General features: G+C 37.9%; 10 protein-coding genes. 3 read left to right on the top strand and 7 right to left on the bottom strand.

Going from position 1 to position 14,524, the window contains the following annotated elements:
* Positions 1-520 precede the first annotated feature (520 nt).
* The 6 genes from F938_RS20825 to tauA form a co-directional block, all read right to left on the bottom strand.
* Positions 521-2,644 (bottom strand): AAA family ATPase, encoded by a 2,124-nt coding sequence (locus F938_RS20825; protein ID WP_026040311.1) that lies wholly within the window; start codon positions 2,642-2,644, stop codon positions 521-523.
* Positions 2,645-3,259: 615 nt separating this feature from the next.
* Positions 3,260-5,161: a 5'-nucleotidase C-terminal domain-containing protein gene (locus tag F938_RS20820; protein WP_005034902.1), complete on the bottom strand. Its 1,902-nt coding sequence runs from the start codon at positions 5,159-5,161 to the stop codon at positions 3,260-3,262.
* Positions 5,162-5,466: 305 nt separating this feature from the next.
* On the bottom strand, positions 5,467-6,330 hold the full coding sequence (gene tauD / locus F938_RS20815) for a taurine dioxygenase (RefSeq protein WP_005034900.1): 864 nt from the start codon (positions 6,328-6,330) through the stop codon (positions 5,467-5,469).
* 134 nt (positions 6,331-6,464) lie between these two features.
* Positions 6,465-7,304 (bottom strand): taurine ABC transporter permease TauC, encoded by an 840-nt coding sequence (gene tauC, locus F938_RS20810; protein ID WP_005034898.1) that lies wholly within the window; start codon positions 7,302-7,304, stop codon positions 6,465-6,467.
* 2 nt (positions 7,305-7,306) lie between these two features.
* A complete protein-coding gene (gene tauB / locus F938_RS20805) occupies positions 7,307-8,128 on the bottom strand; it encodes a taurine ABC transporter ATP-binding subunit (protein ID WP_005034895.1) in 822 nt (273 codons plus the stop codon).
* 18 nt (positions 8,129-8,146) lie between these two features.
* A complete protein-coding gene (tauA, locus tag F938_RS20800) occupies positions 8,147-9,136 on the bottom strand; it encodes a taurine ABC transporter substrate-binding protein (RefSeq protein ID WP_010590986.1) in 990 nt (329 codons plus the stop codon).
* A 358-nt stretch (positions 9,137-9,494) separates the two neighbouring features.
* On the opposite strand from tauA, the gene F938_RS20795 reads away from it, so the two are divergent.
* On the top strand, positions 9,495-10,502 hold the full coding sequence (locus tag F938_RS20795; protein WP_005034890.1) for a putative solute-binding protein: 1,008 nt from the start codon (positions 9,495-9,497) through the stop codon (positions 10,500-10,502).
* A gap of 80 nt (positions 10,503-10,582) precedes the next feature.
* Here F938_RS20795 and F938_RS20790 read toward each other — a convergent pair whose 3' ends face one another.
* Positions 10,583-10,849, bottom strand: a complete 267-nt coding sequence (locus F938_RS20790; RefSeq protein WP_005034888.1) for a hypothetical protein — start codon at positions 10,847-10,849, stop codon at positions 10,583-10,585.
* Positions 10,850-11,672: 823 nt separating this feature from the next.
* Here F938_RS20790 and grpE point away from each other — a divergent pair.
* Positions 11,673-12,212 carry a nucleotide exchange factor GrpE gene (grpE, locus tag F938_RS20785; RefSeq protein ID WP_005034886.1) on the top strand — a complete coding sequence of 180 codons (540 nt, stop codon included), beginning with the start codon at positions 11,673-11,675 and terminating at the stop codon, positions 12,210-12,212.
* A gap of 166 nt (positions 12,213-12,378) precedes the next feature.
* A complete protein-coding gene (gene dnaK / locus F938_RS20780; RefSeq protein WP_005034883.1) occupies positions 12,379-14,322 on the top strand; it encodes a molecular chaperone DnaK in 1,944 nt (647 codons plus the stop codon).
* The last annotated feature ends 202 nt before the right edge of the window (positions 14,323-14,524 follow it).

The raw sequence follows: 14,524 nt of genomic DNA, 5'->3' as shown, positions 1-14,524 counted from the left end.
TACTGACAAATTCTCTCAAATAAACTTCGAGTAATTTAAACCAATCAATCAATGATAATATTTCGATCAATCAATCAGTAAAAATCCACACAAGTTGTTCTTCATATTCTCTTAATGATCTTCTTCATGCTTCGTCAGCATCAAGCTAGGTCGGCTATATTACTCTCTATCTCTAGAAAGTCAACTGTGATTTCAAATTATTTTTTAAACTTCCTTTCTAAAACCCAACTTAATCAATTCAACCAAGTCATTGTTTTATCAGAAGTTTTAATCTTCATCACCGCCGATGGATGTGCATTCTACAGCATTCCTAACCTAACACAACCCCCTTTTTTAATCTTTCTGTTCGGATGGATGTTTTTTCCTCAAATTCACCCTTTTTTTTGCTTTTTTATCTATTTTTTAAGCATTTTTCTGTATTTTTTTCATATTCAATCTATTTTAATGCTGTGTTTTGCATACGAAAGCCAGAAAATCGTGGCATTTTTCTTGTGATCGCACTTTAAAAAGAAAAACCGCATCAAGTCGATGCGGTAAATCCAATACTTTGTGAGCTTTTATATTTGGCAGCCATTTCATCGGCAAGATGCTGCACAACCGCATTCACACTTTCAAACGGATGAAAACAGGACTGTCGTACAATCACTGCAAAGTCTCCAGCACTTAAACGATCTAGAGCATATAACTTAGACTTTATCTCTGACTCATGCACAACAAGCTTCAGTTGGGTACAAACGTTTTCCAACAAAGCCAAGCGTTGAGCATAATTTAAAAAATCAAAATGCATCTTAAAGTCAAAACGGCGCATTGCTGCCTGATCCAACTCATCAAAACGATTGGTTGTTGCAACCATAACACCATTAAAGCTTTCCATTTGAACCAAAAACTCATTTACTTGAGAAACTTCCCAAGAACGTGTTGCTTGACGACGGTCTTGTAACAAACCATCTACTTCATCCAAGAGTAAAACAGCTTGCATCTCTTCCGCTTCCTGAAAAGCATTTGCAAGATTTTTTTCTGTTTCCCCCACCCAAGCTGAAATCAAATCTGAGCCACGCTTAATCAGTAATGGTCGATTGATACGTTCAGAAAGCCATCTTGCAAATGCGGTCTTACCCGTTCCAGATGCACCATATAGACATAAACGTCCGAAACCATGTTGCTGTATCCCTGTTGTGATTTCAGCAAGATTTGACTTACAGTTGATATAAGCCAAGTCATAGAATTTGGGTAATGCATTGCTATCTTGCAACCGAATCGCTTGATACCCTTGTGCTTTCAGTGTATTGGAAACCAATTGAGTCATGCTTTCCTGTACCACTAAACCTTCATTTTCCATCTGTGCCACTTTCGCAACACGATAACTGCGACGTAAAATTGCAGGGGAAAGTTGTTCAACATTGGCAAACGCTTGTTGATACAACATATTGAGATCATCACCACAATGCTGTTGTATAAAGCTGCTCCGTTGCTGTTTAGGGGGGACTTTTATTTCTAACACCATGTCAAAACGGCGTATAAATGCAGGATCAAGCTGATCAGAGTTTGAAACCCAAATCGTAGGTGTTCGATTTTTTTCTAATATCCTGTTGACCCAAGCCTTACGACTTTGCGCTGTGCTTTTCATGCCGACACCGTTTTCAGTGTCATTAAACACATCTTCCACTTCATCAAACATCAATAAAGCAGATTGGCTATCGAAAATACATTGTGCCGCGCGATAAGCACATAAACGCCCTGTCGCTGAAATCGCATCACCATCTTCATCTTCACAGGAGATTTCAAAAAGCTGTACGCCCATTTCTTGTGCCAATGTTTTACAGAGTTGTGTTTTGCCTGTACCAGAACTGCCATACAGAAAAATATTCACACCTTCTTGCTTATTCTGTTTCACTTGCTTTAGATAAGCCATCAACAAGGTCAATTCAGAGGCTAAATGAGGATAGTCCCTAAGCGTCAATTCAGCAGGATGACTTTTATTGATCGTGCCAACAAAAAGATCCATAACATCATTGGTTTTCACCAATAATTTATCCGCCAATTGGTTAGAGACCAGATTCAGTTTTCCACGTAAATAGTTACGATAGTGCTGCTGCACACTGATCAAACCACTACGATGTAAACGCCCTTGTACAGACAGCGCTTGACGGATCTCGTCATAAGGTAAATCTAAAACCACAGCCAAAGCACGAATCGTTTTAGAAGCCGTGAGCTCACCAATCGTGTCAGCGACATCATCTAAAAGTTGCTCACTGTTGAGCATCACTACAAAACCTAAAACCGTTGTTTCGACAGCGTTTAAATCCAGCAATTGCTGGATTAATTTCAAGTTATATTGCAACTCATCATTAAATTGAAAGGCATTCAATAAATTTTGTTGCTGAATGCTTTTATGCAATTGATTGAGTTCTTGATAAGCTGCTTGCTCATTAAATTGATCCGCAAGTAATGCTTCTGAAAAACCAAGTTTCTTAGCAATCCATTGATGGCTAAAACAATGATCAGAAATAAATTCTTTTGCGCCTCCCAGCTCCAGCAAAAATCGAAAAGCCCAGAGTTTTACAATCGGAGAAATTTCAGCAAAATCCGCAACCTCAACATGTTGCACCGTTTGTGCAAAAGGTTGATTTATATATTCGTTCATATCTTCACTTTTTCTTTTCATGTCCGAGTTTGGCTTTAGCTTGTCTGTATTTTTTACAAGCAAAGCGATCCCGAAGAACATGTATATTCTTTAAAATAAGGTTTTTGTTCGTTTAATTTAAACGATTAAAATGTATGGGGGTCTATTGAAAGCCCAAAATAAGAAATACGCTAAACAACATGATTGTTCTCCCGAATATTGAATGTAAATGTAGATTCAAATTACATTTCAAACAGGTGTCTAAAATGTGCTGGGTTTAATCAAGATATTATGGTTATCCTGCAACCAGTCAGTGGTCGTCTATAATCTTGTCAAATGGCAACGTTACAAGATCAAATAAGGCAAGTGAAAGAAAAAAATACGGTCATCATTGTGATTATTTAAGCCATCGTGGCTAAATTTTGGCTCATTTTAATGTGAAGCATCTATTTTTGCAATTCTTTCTTAGATTTTTAGCCTTCATTATTCTTTTAAAGCAATCCATTTTCTTCGTCTAAGATAATTTAAACGTTTTGAAATTCCTATGCGCTATCAACCTCAAGACTATCAAGGTTTTACCTAGACAGAAAAAATAAAAAATCCCACCTAAGCGAGATTTTTTTATTGTCTTTCAGGTTATTTCGCTTTATCTATAAATAGCTGAGTACTATATTCAGTCGTTGCTAATTTATTAATTTTCTTTTGCCCTTCTTGACCAGTCAAAGCTTGGGCATATTTAAGAAAAGCCTCTGCATAATCTAAGCCGACATCTAAACGACGCTCACCAGCGATGGTCTTTAAAGTCGTATAGTAATCCCCACCATTGGCAAGAAAATCAATGGTGATCACTTTATAGGTTTTATTCAGATCAATATTTTCATATTGTCCTGCTACATTACGTACTTGTATTTGACTGAGGCGCTGACCTTTATCTTTTGTGAAATCAACATTCCAACGTAAACCACCCGTGTATGGATAACTTCCCGTGTTATTCTGGGTAATCACTCCGTCGATCGCATCTTCGAGTGTTGCTTTAACTTCAGCACCGGTCAAATCTAAACGCAACAACGTATTTTTAAAAGGTAATACATTATAAATTTTACCGACCGTGACATCGCCCAAAGCAACATCTTCACGGACACCACCGCCATTTTGGAAGGAAATATCTGCACCAAAAAACACTTTACCTTGTTGTAAAAATGCTTCGGCAATAATTTGCTGAATATCACCACCATGTTGATCGACATGAGTATTTTTATTACACACATCTCCTAATGTAGAACGGTTTACATCACGTAATGTTCCTGGTACTCGGCGCGAGCATAGATTATCTGTCGCCTGCCCTACAATTTTTTGAGCAAAGCTTTTCTTTTGATCCTGATAGGGTTTTAAAACATCTAAAGTCTTTTGTAATGGTGTGACCACAGTAAACGGTGCATTGTCTGTTTTAAATTGAGCCAGAATAGCTTGTTTTTCTGTTTCGGTGACTGCTTTTGCATCTTTCGCTGTACGGGTAAAATTATTTCCAATTAAAACATGCGGCGTACCACTACAGCTTTCGACATTACCATTTTTGTCGAACTTAACATTGAGATCTCCCACGATATAACTATATTGCCAAGCTTGAGCCACACAGACCAATTGACCATCTTTATTGCGTAGCTGAGTCGGATAAGCACCTTCAGGCGTCATCCCATATTTTTTTAAGCCATCTGGACCCAGTAAAGTATGTGAATCGCCACCAATGATCACATCGACATCTGTAAGTGATTTTGCCAACTGTTGATCGAGGTCATATCCCACATGGGTTTGTAGAATAATATTTTTGATGCCTTGTGCTTTGTATTGATTAATTTCTTGTTGTGCGGTTTCGATTTCATCAGCAAATAATGTATCAGCATTCGGCTGAGAAGAGTTTTTGGTTTTTTTCGCCACAGTTAAACCAATAATTGCGAATTTAACACCATCTTTCTCAAAGACTTGTGACTTTAAAATACGGTTGGTTTTATATAATGGCGAAGATGCCCCGAAACTTACGTTGGCAGTCAGGACTTGAGTCTTTTCTTTACAAGTACCTTGGTCTAGGAAACCAATAAATTTCTTTAAACCATCATCCTTAGCATCGAACTCATGATTTCCAGGGGTAAATGTATCAAAACAAACGGTATTCATCGCATCAGCATCTGCTTTACCGTCCGTAAGGTTATAGTACAAATCACCAGTGGTGGCATCACCTGCATGGATTTTAAAAGCGTTTTTCTTTTCTGCTGTAAGTTGATTAATTAAGCTGGCTACACGCGCAAAACCACCACTTGTAACACTGAATTCTTCGTCCCCTGTCCCCACATTGGTTTTAAATTTAATACTTTCTTCATCTAAATGTGAATGGTGGTCATTTATATGTAGGATGTTTAACTCTAATGGTTTTGCTTCTACAGGTTGATCAACATTTGAATGATCATTATCATCATTACATGCCACCAGCAACGTAGAAAGCATACTCAGCAAAAAGATTTGCTTTTTATTATTAATCAACATGATATTTCCAACAAGCAATAAATTATTCTTGTTTAGTATGTTGATCGTTTATTTAATTTTGATGAATAATTAAACATTTTTCACATAAAAAACCTACATTGAAATCTTGAATTTCCAAATAGTTTAATGCTTTTAATCACAAAAACCTTGTACCAGTCTGAATGTACCGTCTTAGTTTTTAAATAGCTTTATTATATTTATTGCTAAAACAATTATGTAAATTTATGATTTTTATTGATTTTAAATTTAATACATTCAAACGTAAAAAAACCAATCGAATCTGATTGGTTTTTAACGGTGGAAACTTAATCTGCTTGATAAAATGGTCGATCACCCATCAATGTTGCTCGATTCATAACCCGGTGCTGTGGGCGATAATCATCAACTGCATAGTGGAAAGTACAACGATTGTCCCAAAATGCAACATCATTGGCTTGCCAAGACCAACGCACCACAAACTCAGGTTTTTGAATATGCTCAAACAACATTTTCAAAACTGCATCACTTTCTTTGGCTTCTAATTCATTGATTCGTGTTGTAAACCCCTCACTCACAAATAAGGCTTTACGACCTGTAATGGGATGAGTACGAATCACAGGATGGCTAATCGGTGGATGCTTTTTCTTGGCTGCTTCTAACTTTTCCAACTCTGCTGGGTCACCACCAAAGCGATCTATCGGAAATGAACGTGCAATATCATGTGTTGCGGTTAAACCCGATAACATCTCTTGCATTGGTTGAGACAATGCTTCAAACGCTGCCGTACCACTTGACCAGAGTGTATCGCCACCCCATGCTGGAACTTTCTTCGCACTCAAAATTGCACCCATTGCAGGTTCTTCAAGGAAAGTGACATCGGTATGCCACAGTGCATTATCACGCAAATCATTTAATTCGGTATCCAAAACCATAATTTCTGGTTGTTCTGGAATATTTGGATAAATGGGATGAATATGTAACTGTCCAAACTGTCGAGCGAAAGCAGCATGTTGCTGAGCTGTCATCGGCTGATTTCTAAAAAAAATAACCTGATGTTTTAGCAATGCTGTTTCGATCAATGTCTTTTCTTCAGGCGTCAAAGCTTGATTAAAATTAATCCCTTCAATCACAGCACCAATAGTAGGATTCAATGGTGTAATTTTAAAAGTATTTGATACAACAGCGTTCATTTCTTCCTCGATCATCTCACGATGTTTTAAAGGCAAATCATTATTAAAGCTTTAAAAATACAATAATCAATTTGAGGGCGATTGCGTTTTTATCAATCTTGCCAACATGCCCACAAAGATTTAAATCAAAGCGCTTAGTGAGCTTGTTTATCCCAAGGAACCAATTTCTTTTGCAAACGGCGTAATCCAATTTCCAGTGCAAAGGCAATCACAGCAATAATCAAAATACCCACAATCACAACATCTGTTGCCAAAAGTTGTGACGATGATTGCACCATAAAGCCTAAACCTTCTGAAGCACCAACCAACTCAGCAGCAACCAATGTTGACCACCCCACGCCAAGTCCAATACGAATACCTGTTAAAATGCCAGGTAAAGCACTCGGTAAAACCACATGTTGAATAATTTGCAATGGCGTTGCACCCAAAGACTGTGCAGCACGAATTTTTGCTTGGTCGACCGAACGTACGCCTGTTGCCGTTGCGATAACAATCGGGGCAAAAATCGCAAGATAAATCAATAAAACTTTAGATAACTCACCAATACCACACCAAATTACGATCAAAGGCAAATAAGCCAAAGGGGGAATTGGACGGTAAAATTCGATGATTGGATCGACAACACCACGTATTACTTTATTTCGACCTATTGCAATTCCCACAGGAATAGCCGTAATTACAGCAGCAACCAAAGCCGTGCCAATACGACCTAAGCTTGCGCCAATATGGCTCCATAAGCTGATACTCATATAGCCATTGGTCATCAAATCTTGCAAGCGGTCTAATACTGCAACTGGTGATGGCAAAAACAAAGCATCAATCCAACCTACAGCAGTGACAAACCACCAAATTGCAAGCAATACCACAATTGTCATGCTACTGATCAAGGTAATATTCACTTCACGTGGAACATTATTTTTTTGGGGCTGTGATTGCGCCGAGGTCATTAATTTAGGGTCTAATTGTGCTGTCATCATTACACCTTTTGCCCTTGAGCTGACGTTTGTTGAGATGAGTGAGATTGCTCTTGATGATTTTGAATAAATACACGACTCAACACATGCTCACGCATTTCAATAAATTTTGGATCTGATTTGATACTCCTTGCTGACTCACCACTGGCATATCTTTTTGCAAAGTCCAGTGTTAATCGCTCGACAATTCGTCCAGGATTAGGTGCTAAAATAATCAGATCTGTCGCAAGGAAAACTGCTTCTTCAATATCATGAGTGATTAAGAAAGTTGGTTTTGCCGTACTTTTCCATACATCTAACAACAAACACTGCATTTGTTCGCGTATAAAAGCATCTAAAGCACCGAACGGTTCATCCATCAGTAGAATTTTAGGATCTGAAGCCAAAGCGCGTGCTAATCCAACTCGTTGCCGTTGACCGCCTGAAAGCTCCCAAATATGACGCTGTCCAAACCCGTCTAAATTGACCAGTTTCAATAATTCATGCGCCCGCATTTGACGTGTTTTTTTATCAATACCTGCCAGTTCTAAACCAAAAGCAATATTATCCTCAACATTCTGCCAAGGCAGCAAAACATCATCTTGGAACACCACACCACGATCACGACTTGGTGCAACAATACTTTCTCCATCAAGCTTGATATTTCCTGCTTGGGGATGGGTAAAACCTGCAATCAAGTTTAATAATGTGGTCTTACCACTTCCCGACGCCCCCAAAGCAACCATGAGTTGTTCGGAGCCCAATTGAAATGACACATCTTGAAGTACCGGTTGCTCAGCACCTGGGTACTGTGCTTGTACGTGTTCTACAGTCAATACAGCCATGATGAATAGTCCCGATTTCTATTTTGACGCGTTGATAAAACGAGTGTTAATAAATTGTTGATAATTTGGTGAGACCTTTTTAACCAAGCCCTGTACTTTCAAAAAGTTAACCGCATTGGCAATATTTTGTGTAGTTCGCCCACCTAAATACTGTGGGCTTAGTTGTGCTTGACGATCAGGATATTCTGCCCCTGCAAGAAGCGTTGGAACATCTTGCGCATCAACTCCGGTAATTTTGGCAATTTTTTGTACTTCGGCTGAGTTTGCAGTCCAATGGCGCTTATTACGGTTGTAAGCATCATAGTAATTCAAAGTCACCGAGGAAAATTTGCTGAGTACTTCAGGATGCTTTTGCGCAAAATCCTTACGTGCGACCCAAACTTCAAATGTAGGCGAACCCCATTGCCCAACCTGCCCTGCATCCGTCATCACCTTGCCTGTTTTTTTGATATTGGCAAGTGCTGGAGACCATACAAAAGCGGCATCGATATCTCCTCGACGCCATGCCGCATTAATTTCAGCAGGCTTGAGGTTCAACAACCGAATCTGATTGGGTTTAATATTCCAGTGTTGCAATGCGCCCAATAAACTGTAGTGCGAAGTCGAAGCAAATGGCGTAGCCACTTTTTTCCCAATCAAATCTTGCGGATGATGGATACCAGAACCATTTCTGACCACCAAGGCTTCTGCACTTTTTAAATCTGTTGAAATCAAAAACACATCTATTGGCAAGTTATTGGCAACAGCAGCGCCTAAAGGACTAGATCCAATCAAAGCAATATCTACAGAGCCTGAAGCCAAAGCAGTTAAAACTTCAGCACCACTGTTAAATAAGCGCCAATCCAGTTTTTCTCCAATCACTTTGTCATATACACCATCAGCCTGTGCAACTTTGGCAGGCTCTATATTGGTTTGATAACCAATCACAATTGGACGTGCATTTACCCAACCACTATAGCTAAACATAGCTAAAGACGAGCAAAGTAAAATAAGCTGCTGAAATTTCATGATGAATATAAGCTGACAATCAATGGAAAAAGAAGAGAATCTGCCTTATGGTAAGGTTTTTGTATATTATTAAAAATATGTTTTTTAGATTTACTTATTCACTTTTTTCATTAATAAAATTGATCTTTTCACTGTGAATAGATATCTAGATCAAAACTAGAGAGTTTTTATTTAATCACAGCAACACATGAAAAATATAAAACACATCTCACTAAAATAATAAAGTGAAAATTAAATCACATTAAGTAACACTTTCAATGGTTTATTCATCGGAAATAGAGCAAAAGCTCTATTTTTATCTAAATAAAATTACTATATTGATTATAAATAAAGCACTTTTTAGCTATAAGGATATAACATGAAAAAGGGATTTATTGCTTTTACATCACTCGCATTATTAGGATTATCAAGCGCTTCTCAAGCTAAACAGGATGTCTGTGTATTTGACTTATTAGGAAAAGCTGGTGAATCTTATAAAATGATGGAGGAATGGGCACTCGCTGCAAAAGCGTGGAATACCGATATACAGCTGATTGCTTATCAAAATGAAGAAATGGCAGAACGAGACTTCCAAAGTGGTAAATGTGATGCTGTCTTTTTAACAGCAATGCGAGCACGCCAATTTAATAAATTTGCTGGTTCTATTGATGCGCTTGGTGGCGTTCCAAACAATGCCATCGCCTTAAAAGCCATTAATTTCGTTTTAGATAAAAGAAACACGCAACGACTGAAATCAACAATCAACGGTGTGGAGTATGAAGTGGGGGGTATCGCTCAAATCGGTCCTGCTTATATTTTTGTGAATGATAGATCGATTAACACCATTGAAAAAGGACGCGGAAAGAAATTCGCCGTATTGTCCTATGATAAAGCCCAGATCGCCGCAGTAAAACGTGTCGGCGCAATCCCTGTTTTATCAGATATTTCAGATTTTATTGTGAAGTTTAATCAGGGCAAAGTAGATATGGTGGGTGCGCCAGCTTATGCATTTAAACCTTTAGAACTTTCAAAAGGCTTAGGTAGCAATGGGGCAATGTTTAACTTCCCTGTACTCAATGTCACTGCCGATTTGATTTTTAATACCAGTAAATTTTCTCCAGGTTTTGGTAACCTATCTCGAGAATGGTTCCTTAAAAAAATGCCAAAGCAGTTTGAAATGGTCAGAAAACAAGAGGAAAGCATTCCAAATAAATATCGTCTGAATTTAAGTAAAGAGGACAAAGAGCGTTATCAAAAACTACTTCGGGATACACGCTTAGAATTGACCAAACAAGGAGTCTATGACCCAACCATGATGTCAGTGCTTAAGCGAGCACGTTGTACTGTGGATCGGACCAACTTTGAATGTTCACTCTCAGGTGAATAAATACTAATCCGATCCTATTGATCATTAGAAATCAGGCGATGGAGGCATCCAAAAAGTCGCCTGATTTTTAAATTCAGAACTTACTGAGCTGAAGGTTGTTCACCCAAAGTTGGATCTTGAGTGGCTTGAGCTGGTTGCGATTGTTGAATCGTAGCATCACCTTCTACCGCAGTGCCTTGCTGAGCAGGATCAACTGTTGCTGTTTGTGCAGATTGGTGCTGATCTGCTGAACTCATTGGCGCTGATTGTGTGGTTTCAGGTGCTTGTGTGGTTTCACTTGAAGTACATGCTGTACTCATCACCGCAACACCTGCCAATAACATAAAAATAAGACCTGATTTTTTCATCATCAATTCCTTTATCATCACTCGATTAAAAAACGACAATACAGTCCGCATCATCGTGCTGACTATGATTGCCATTTTTTCAGCTAAGTTCGTTGCAGCTTGGTAAGACTTTTAACGTGTTGCCGTATAAGTTCTGCAAAGTTTATTAAATCAATTACTTATTTTGACTAAATAAAATATCAACGTTAAATCATTCATTTGTCTGAGTTTTTAAATATGAGCTGAGTTGACACAAGAAGAAAGCTCATGTTGAAAAATATATTTTTACCGTAAAAGTCTCGTATTAGTTACATTGTTAAAATTTTTAATGAAGCAAAAAAAAGCTTATCCAAGAAGATTGGATAAGCTATGAAAAACATATTCAAATAAAAAGAAACTACAGCCATAGAATCTTAGGAGCATCATAATGAAACTCTATGTTTTTCGCAAAGCCTTATTTTCAATAAGTTTAATCGGTTTTATATATTAATTTATAATTTTTATCTATTCATTCAATTTTAATTTATGAATTTAATGGTCATTTTTCACAATTTAAGAATAAGAAAAAAACAATTTCTCATTTTGTTTGTGGAAAAAAATCTATGTATTTGCTGAATATTCACACAATGAATTAAGATTTATATGTTATTCAGTTACGCTTGTGAGTTTTTTTGCTGAATTTCATTAAATAATATTCAATCTTGCTTGAATTTTAGTAGCTCGCCCACATTTCATATTCATTGACGAATTAAACGACCATGGCAGTTCAAAAATGAACACAGTGCAAAACTGCTGCCGATAAGGACTGTACATGTTTAAGAACCCATTTAAACGGAGTAAATCAATGGCAACTGAGCAAAATCAAGAAGCCCAAGATCTTCAAAACGAGCAAGCAGAACAGCAAACTCAGACTGAAAATGAACAGGTTGAAGTTACCGTTGAAGCTTTACAAGCTCAAATCAGCAATTTAGAAGAGAGTTTAAAACTGGAAAAAGCCCGTACGGCAAATGCAGTATATGAAGCACAAAAAAGCGTTGAGCGTATTCAACGCGATGCTGAAAAACATAAAGATACGGTATTGGAGAAGTTTGCAAAAGAATTATTAGATTCTGTAGACAATCTTGAACGTGCGATTCAGGCAGGTGGCGATGAAGAAACGCCTGTACTTGAAGGTGTAAAACTCACGTTAAAATCTCTTCTTACCACTTTAGAAAAATTTGGTGTTGTTGAAGCAGATACCACAAATGGCTTCAATGCTGACTTACACCAAGCCGTAGGGATCGACCCAAATGCAGCTGCCAACCAAATTGGTACCGTTTTGCAAAAAGGTTATACCTTAAATGGTCGACTACTTCGCCCTGCAATGGTCATGGTGGGTCAATAAGCTTAATAAATGAGGGCTTTTTGAAAATATTTTCATGAATTTTCTCAAATAATGACTTGAAAATTTTTGAATGGCTCTCATATCGGATAACAAGAAAATCCTTTTAACGCTTCCTTTCTCAAGGGAGAAATAAAAGGGATTCAAAAGAATTTAGAGGAATAGATTTATGGCTAAAATTATTGGTATTGATTTAGGTACAACAAACTCATGTGTTGCTGTACTTGAAGGCGATAAAGTTAAAGTAATTGAAAATGCTGAAGGCGCGCGTACAACACCTTCTATCGTTGCATATAAAGATGGCGAAATTCTTGTAGGTCAGTCTGCTAAACGTCAAGCAGTGACTAACCCTAAAAATACATTATTCGCGATCAAACGTTTGATCGGTCGTAAATACGAAGATCAAGCTGTACAAAAAGATATCGGTATTGCACCATTCAAAATCATCAAAGCAGACAATGGCGATGCTTGGGTGGAAGTGAATGATAAAAAACTTGCACCTCAACAAATCTCAGCAGAAATTTTGAAAAAAATGAAAAAAACTGCGGAAGATTATTTAGGTGAAACAGTAACTGAAGCAGTTATTACTGTACCTGCTTACTTCAATGACGCTCAACGTCAAGCAACGAAAGATGCTGGTCGTATTGCAGGTCTAGAAGTTAAACGTATCATTAACGAACCGACTGCTGCTGCACTTGCGTTCGGTATGGACAAAAAAGAAGGCGACCGTAAAGTTGCGGTATATGACTTAGGTGGTGGTACATTTGACGTATCAATCATTGAAATCGCAGACTTAGATGGCGACCAACAAATCGAAGTATTGTCTACCAATGGTGATACATTCCTTGGTGGTGAAGACTTTGATAATGCATTGATCGACTATTTGGTTGAAGAGTTCAAAAAAGAACAAAACTTCAACTTGAAACAAGATCCTCTTGCATTACAACGTTTAAAAGAAGCTGCTGAAAAAGCCAAAATTGAGCTTTCTTCATCAAATTCTACTGAAATTAATTTGCCATACATCACTGCGGATGCAACAGGTCCTAAACACTTAGTGATGAATGTAACACGTGCGAAATTAGAAGGTTTAGTTGCTGACTTAGTTGCTCGTACGATTGAGCCTTGTAAAATTGCGCTTAAAGATGCAGGTCTTTCGACTTCTGATATCTCTGACGTGATTTTGGTTGGTGGTCAATCACGTATGCCAATGGTTCAACAGAAAGTACAAGAGTTCTTCGGTAAAGAACCTCGTAAAGATGTGAACCCAGATGAAGCTGTTGCTATCGGTGCGGCAATTCAAGGTGCAGTATTGTCTGGTGACAAAACTGACGTACTTTTACTTGACGTAACACCGTTAACACTAGGTATTGAAACCATGGGTGGCGTGTTAACTGCAATTATTGAGAAAAACACGACGATTCCTGCGAAGAAATCTCAAGTATTCTCTACAGCAGCAGACAACCAACCAGCAGTAGACATTTCAGTTTACCAAGGTGAACGTAAAATGGCTCAACAAAACAAATTGTTGGGTAACTTCCAATTAGGCGATATCCCACCTGCTCCACGTGGTGTGCCACAAATTGAAGTATCATTTGACATTAATGCTGATGGTATCTTGAAAGTATCTGCTAAAGATAAGAGCACTGGTAAAGAGCAATCAATCCAGATTAAAGCAAACTCAGGTTTGTCTGATGCTGAAATCGAAGCAATGATCAAAGATGCTGAAGCAAATGCTGAAGAAGATCGTAAGTTTGAAGAACTTGCAAAAGCACGTAACGAAGCTGATGCTTTAGTTGCTTCTGCAAATAAAGCAGTTAAAGATCTTGGCGAGCAAGTCACTGCTGATGAAAAAACTGCAATTGAAACAGCAGTTTCTGAATTAGAAGTAACTGCGAAAGAAAATGATGTTGAAGCAATCAAAGCGAAAACTGAAGCTTTACAAAACATCATTATGCCGATCACTCAACGCGCTTATGAAGCTACTCAAGGTCAAGGTGGAGCACAAGGCTTTGACCCGAACCAATTCGGTGGTGATGCAGGTCAACAACAGCAAAAAGCTGATGATGGCGTAGTCGATGCTGAATTCACAGAAGTAAAAGATGACAAAAAATAATTTGTCGCTTTAATCGAAAACCGCTCAAGAGATTGAGCGGTTTTTTTATGCTGGCAAATCATCTTTATACAAGTCTATTTAAACTTTAGATCTAAAGCTTGGCAATGAAAGTTTTATATCATTCAACACTATTTTCATCGCATTGATTTTATGGGTCCAGAGAAATTATATTTTACTGTTTGCATTTTTCAACAGATTGACT

Source organism: Acinetobacter bereziniae LMG 1003 = CIP 70.12, from assembly GCF_000368925.1.
Classification (GTDB): domain Bacteria; phylum Pseudomonadota; class Gammaproteobacteria; order Pseudomonadales; family Moraxellaceae; genus Acinetobacter; species Acinetobacter bereziniae.
Note: the sequence above shows the minus strand (reverse complement) of the source record. Positions and strands in the feature narration are given on the sequence as shown.

Excerpts from the sequence above, each read along its gene's own strand:
- F938_RS20825 (WP_026040311.1), bottom strand. The coding sequence starts at position 2,644 with ATGAACGAATATATAAATCAACCTTTTGCACAAACGGTGCAACATGTT.
- F938_RS20820 (WP_005034902.1), bottom strand. The coding sequence starts at position 5,161 with ATGTTGATTAATAATAAAAAGCAAATCTTTTTGCTGAGTATGCTTTCT.
- tauD (WP_005034900.1), bottom strand. The coding sequence starts at position 6,330 with ATGAACGCTGTTGTATCAAATACTTTTAAAATTACACCATTGAATCCT.
- tauC (WP_005034898.1), bottom strand. The coding sequence starts at position 7,304 with ATGACAGCACAATTAGACCCTAAATTAATGACCTCGGCGCAATCACAG.
- tauB (WP_005034895.1), bottom strand. The coding sequence starts at position 8,128 with ATGGCTGTATTGACTGTAGAACACGTACAAGCACAGTACCCAGGTGCT.
- tauA (WP_010590986.1), bottom strand. The coding sequence starts at position 9,136 with ATGAAATTTCAGCAGCTTATTTTACTTTGCTCGTCTTTAGCTATGTTT.
- F938_RS20795 (WP_005034890.1), top strand. The coding sequence starts at position 9,495 with ATGAAAAAGGGATTTATTGCTTTTACATCACTCGCATTATTAGGATTA.
- F938_RS20790 (WP_005034888.1), bottom strand. The coding sequence starts at position 10,849 with ATGAAAAAATCAGGTCTTATTTTTATGTTATTGGCAGGTGTTGCGGTG.
- grpE (WP_005034886.1), top strand. The coding sequence starts at position 11,673 with ATGGCAACTGAGCAAAATCAAGAAGCCCAAGATCTTCAAAACGAGCAA.
- dnaK (WP_005034883.1), top strand. The coding sequence starts at position 12,379 with ATGGCTAAAATTATTGGTATTGATTTAGGTACAACAAACTCATGTGTT.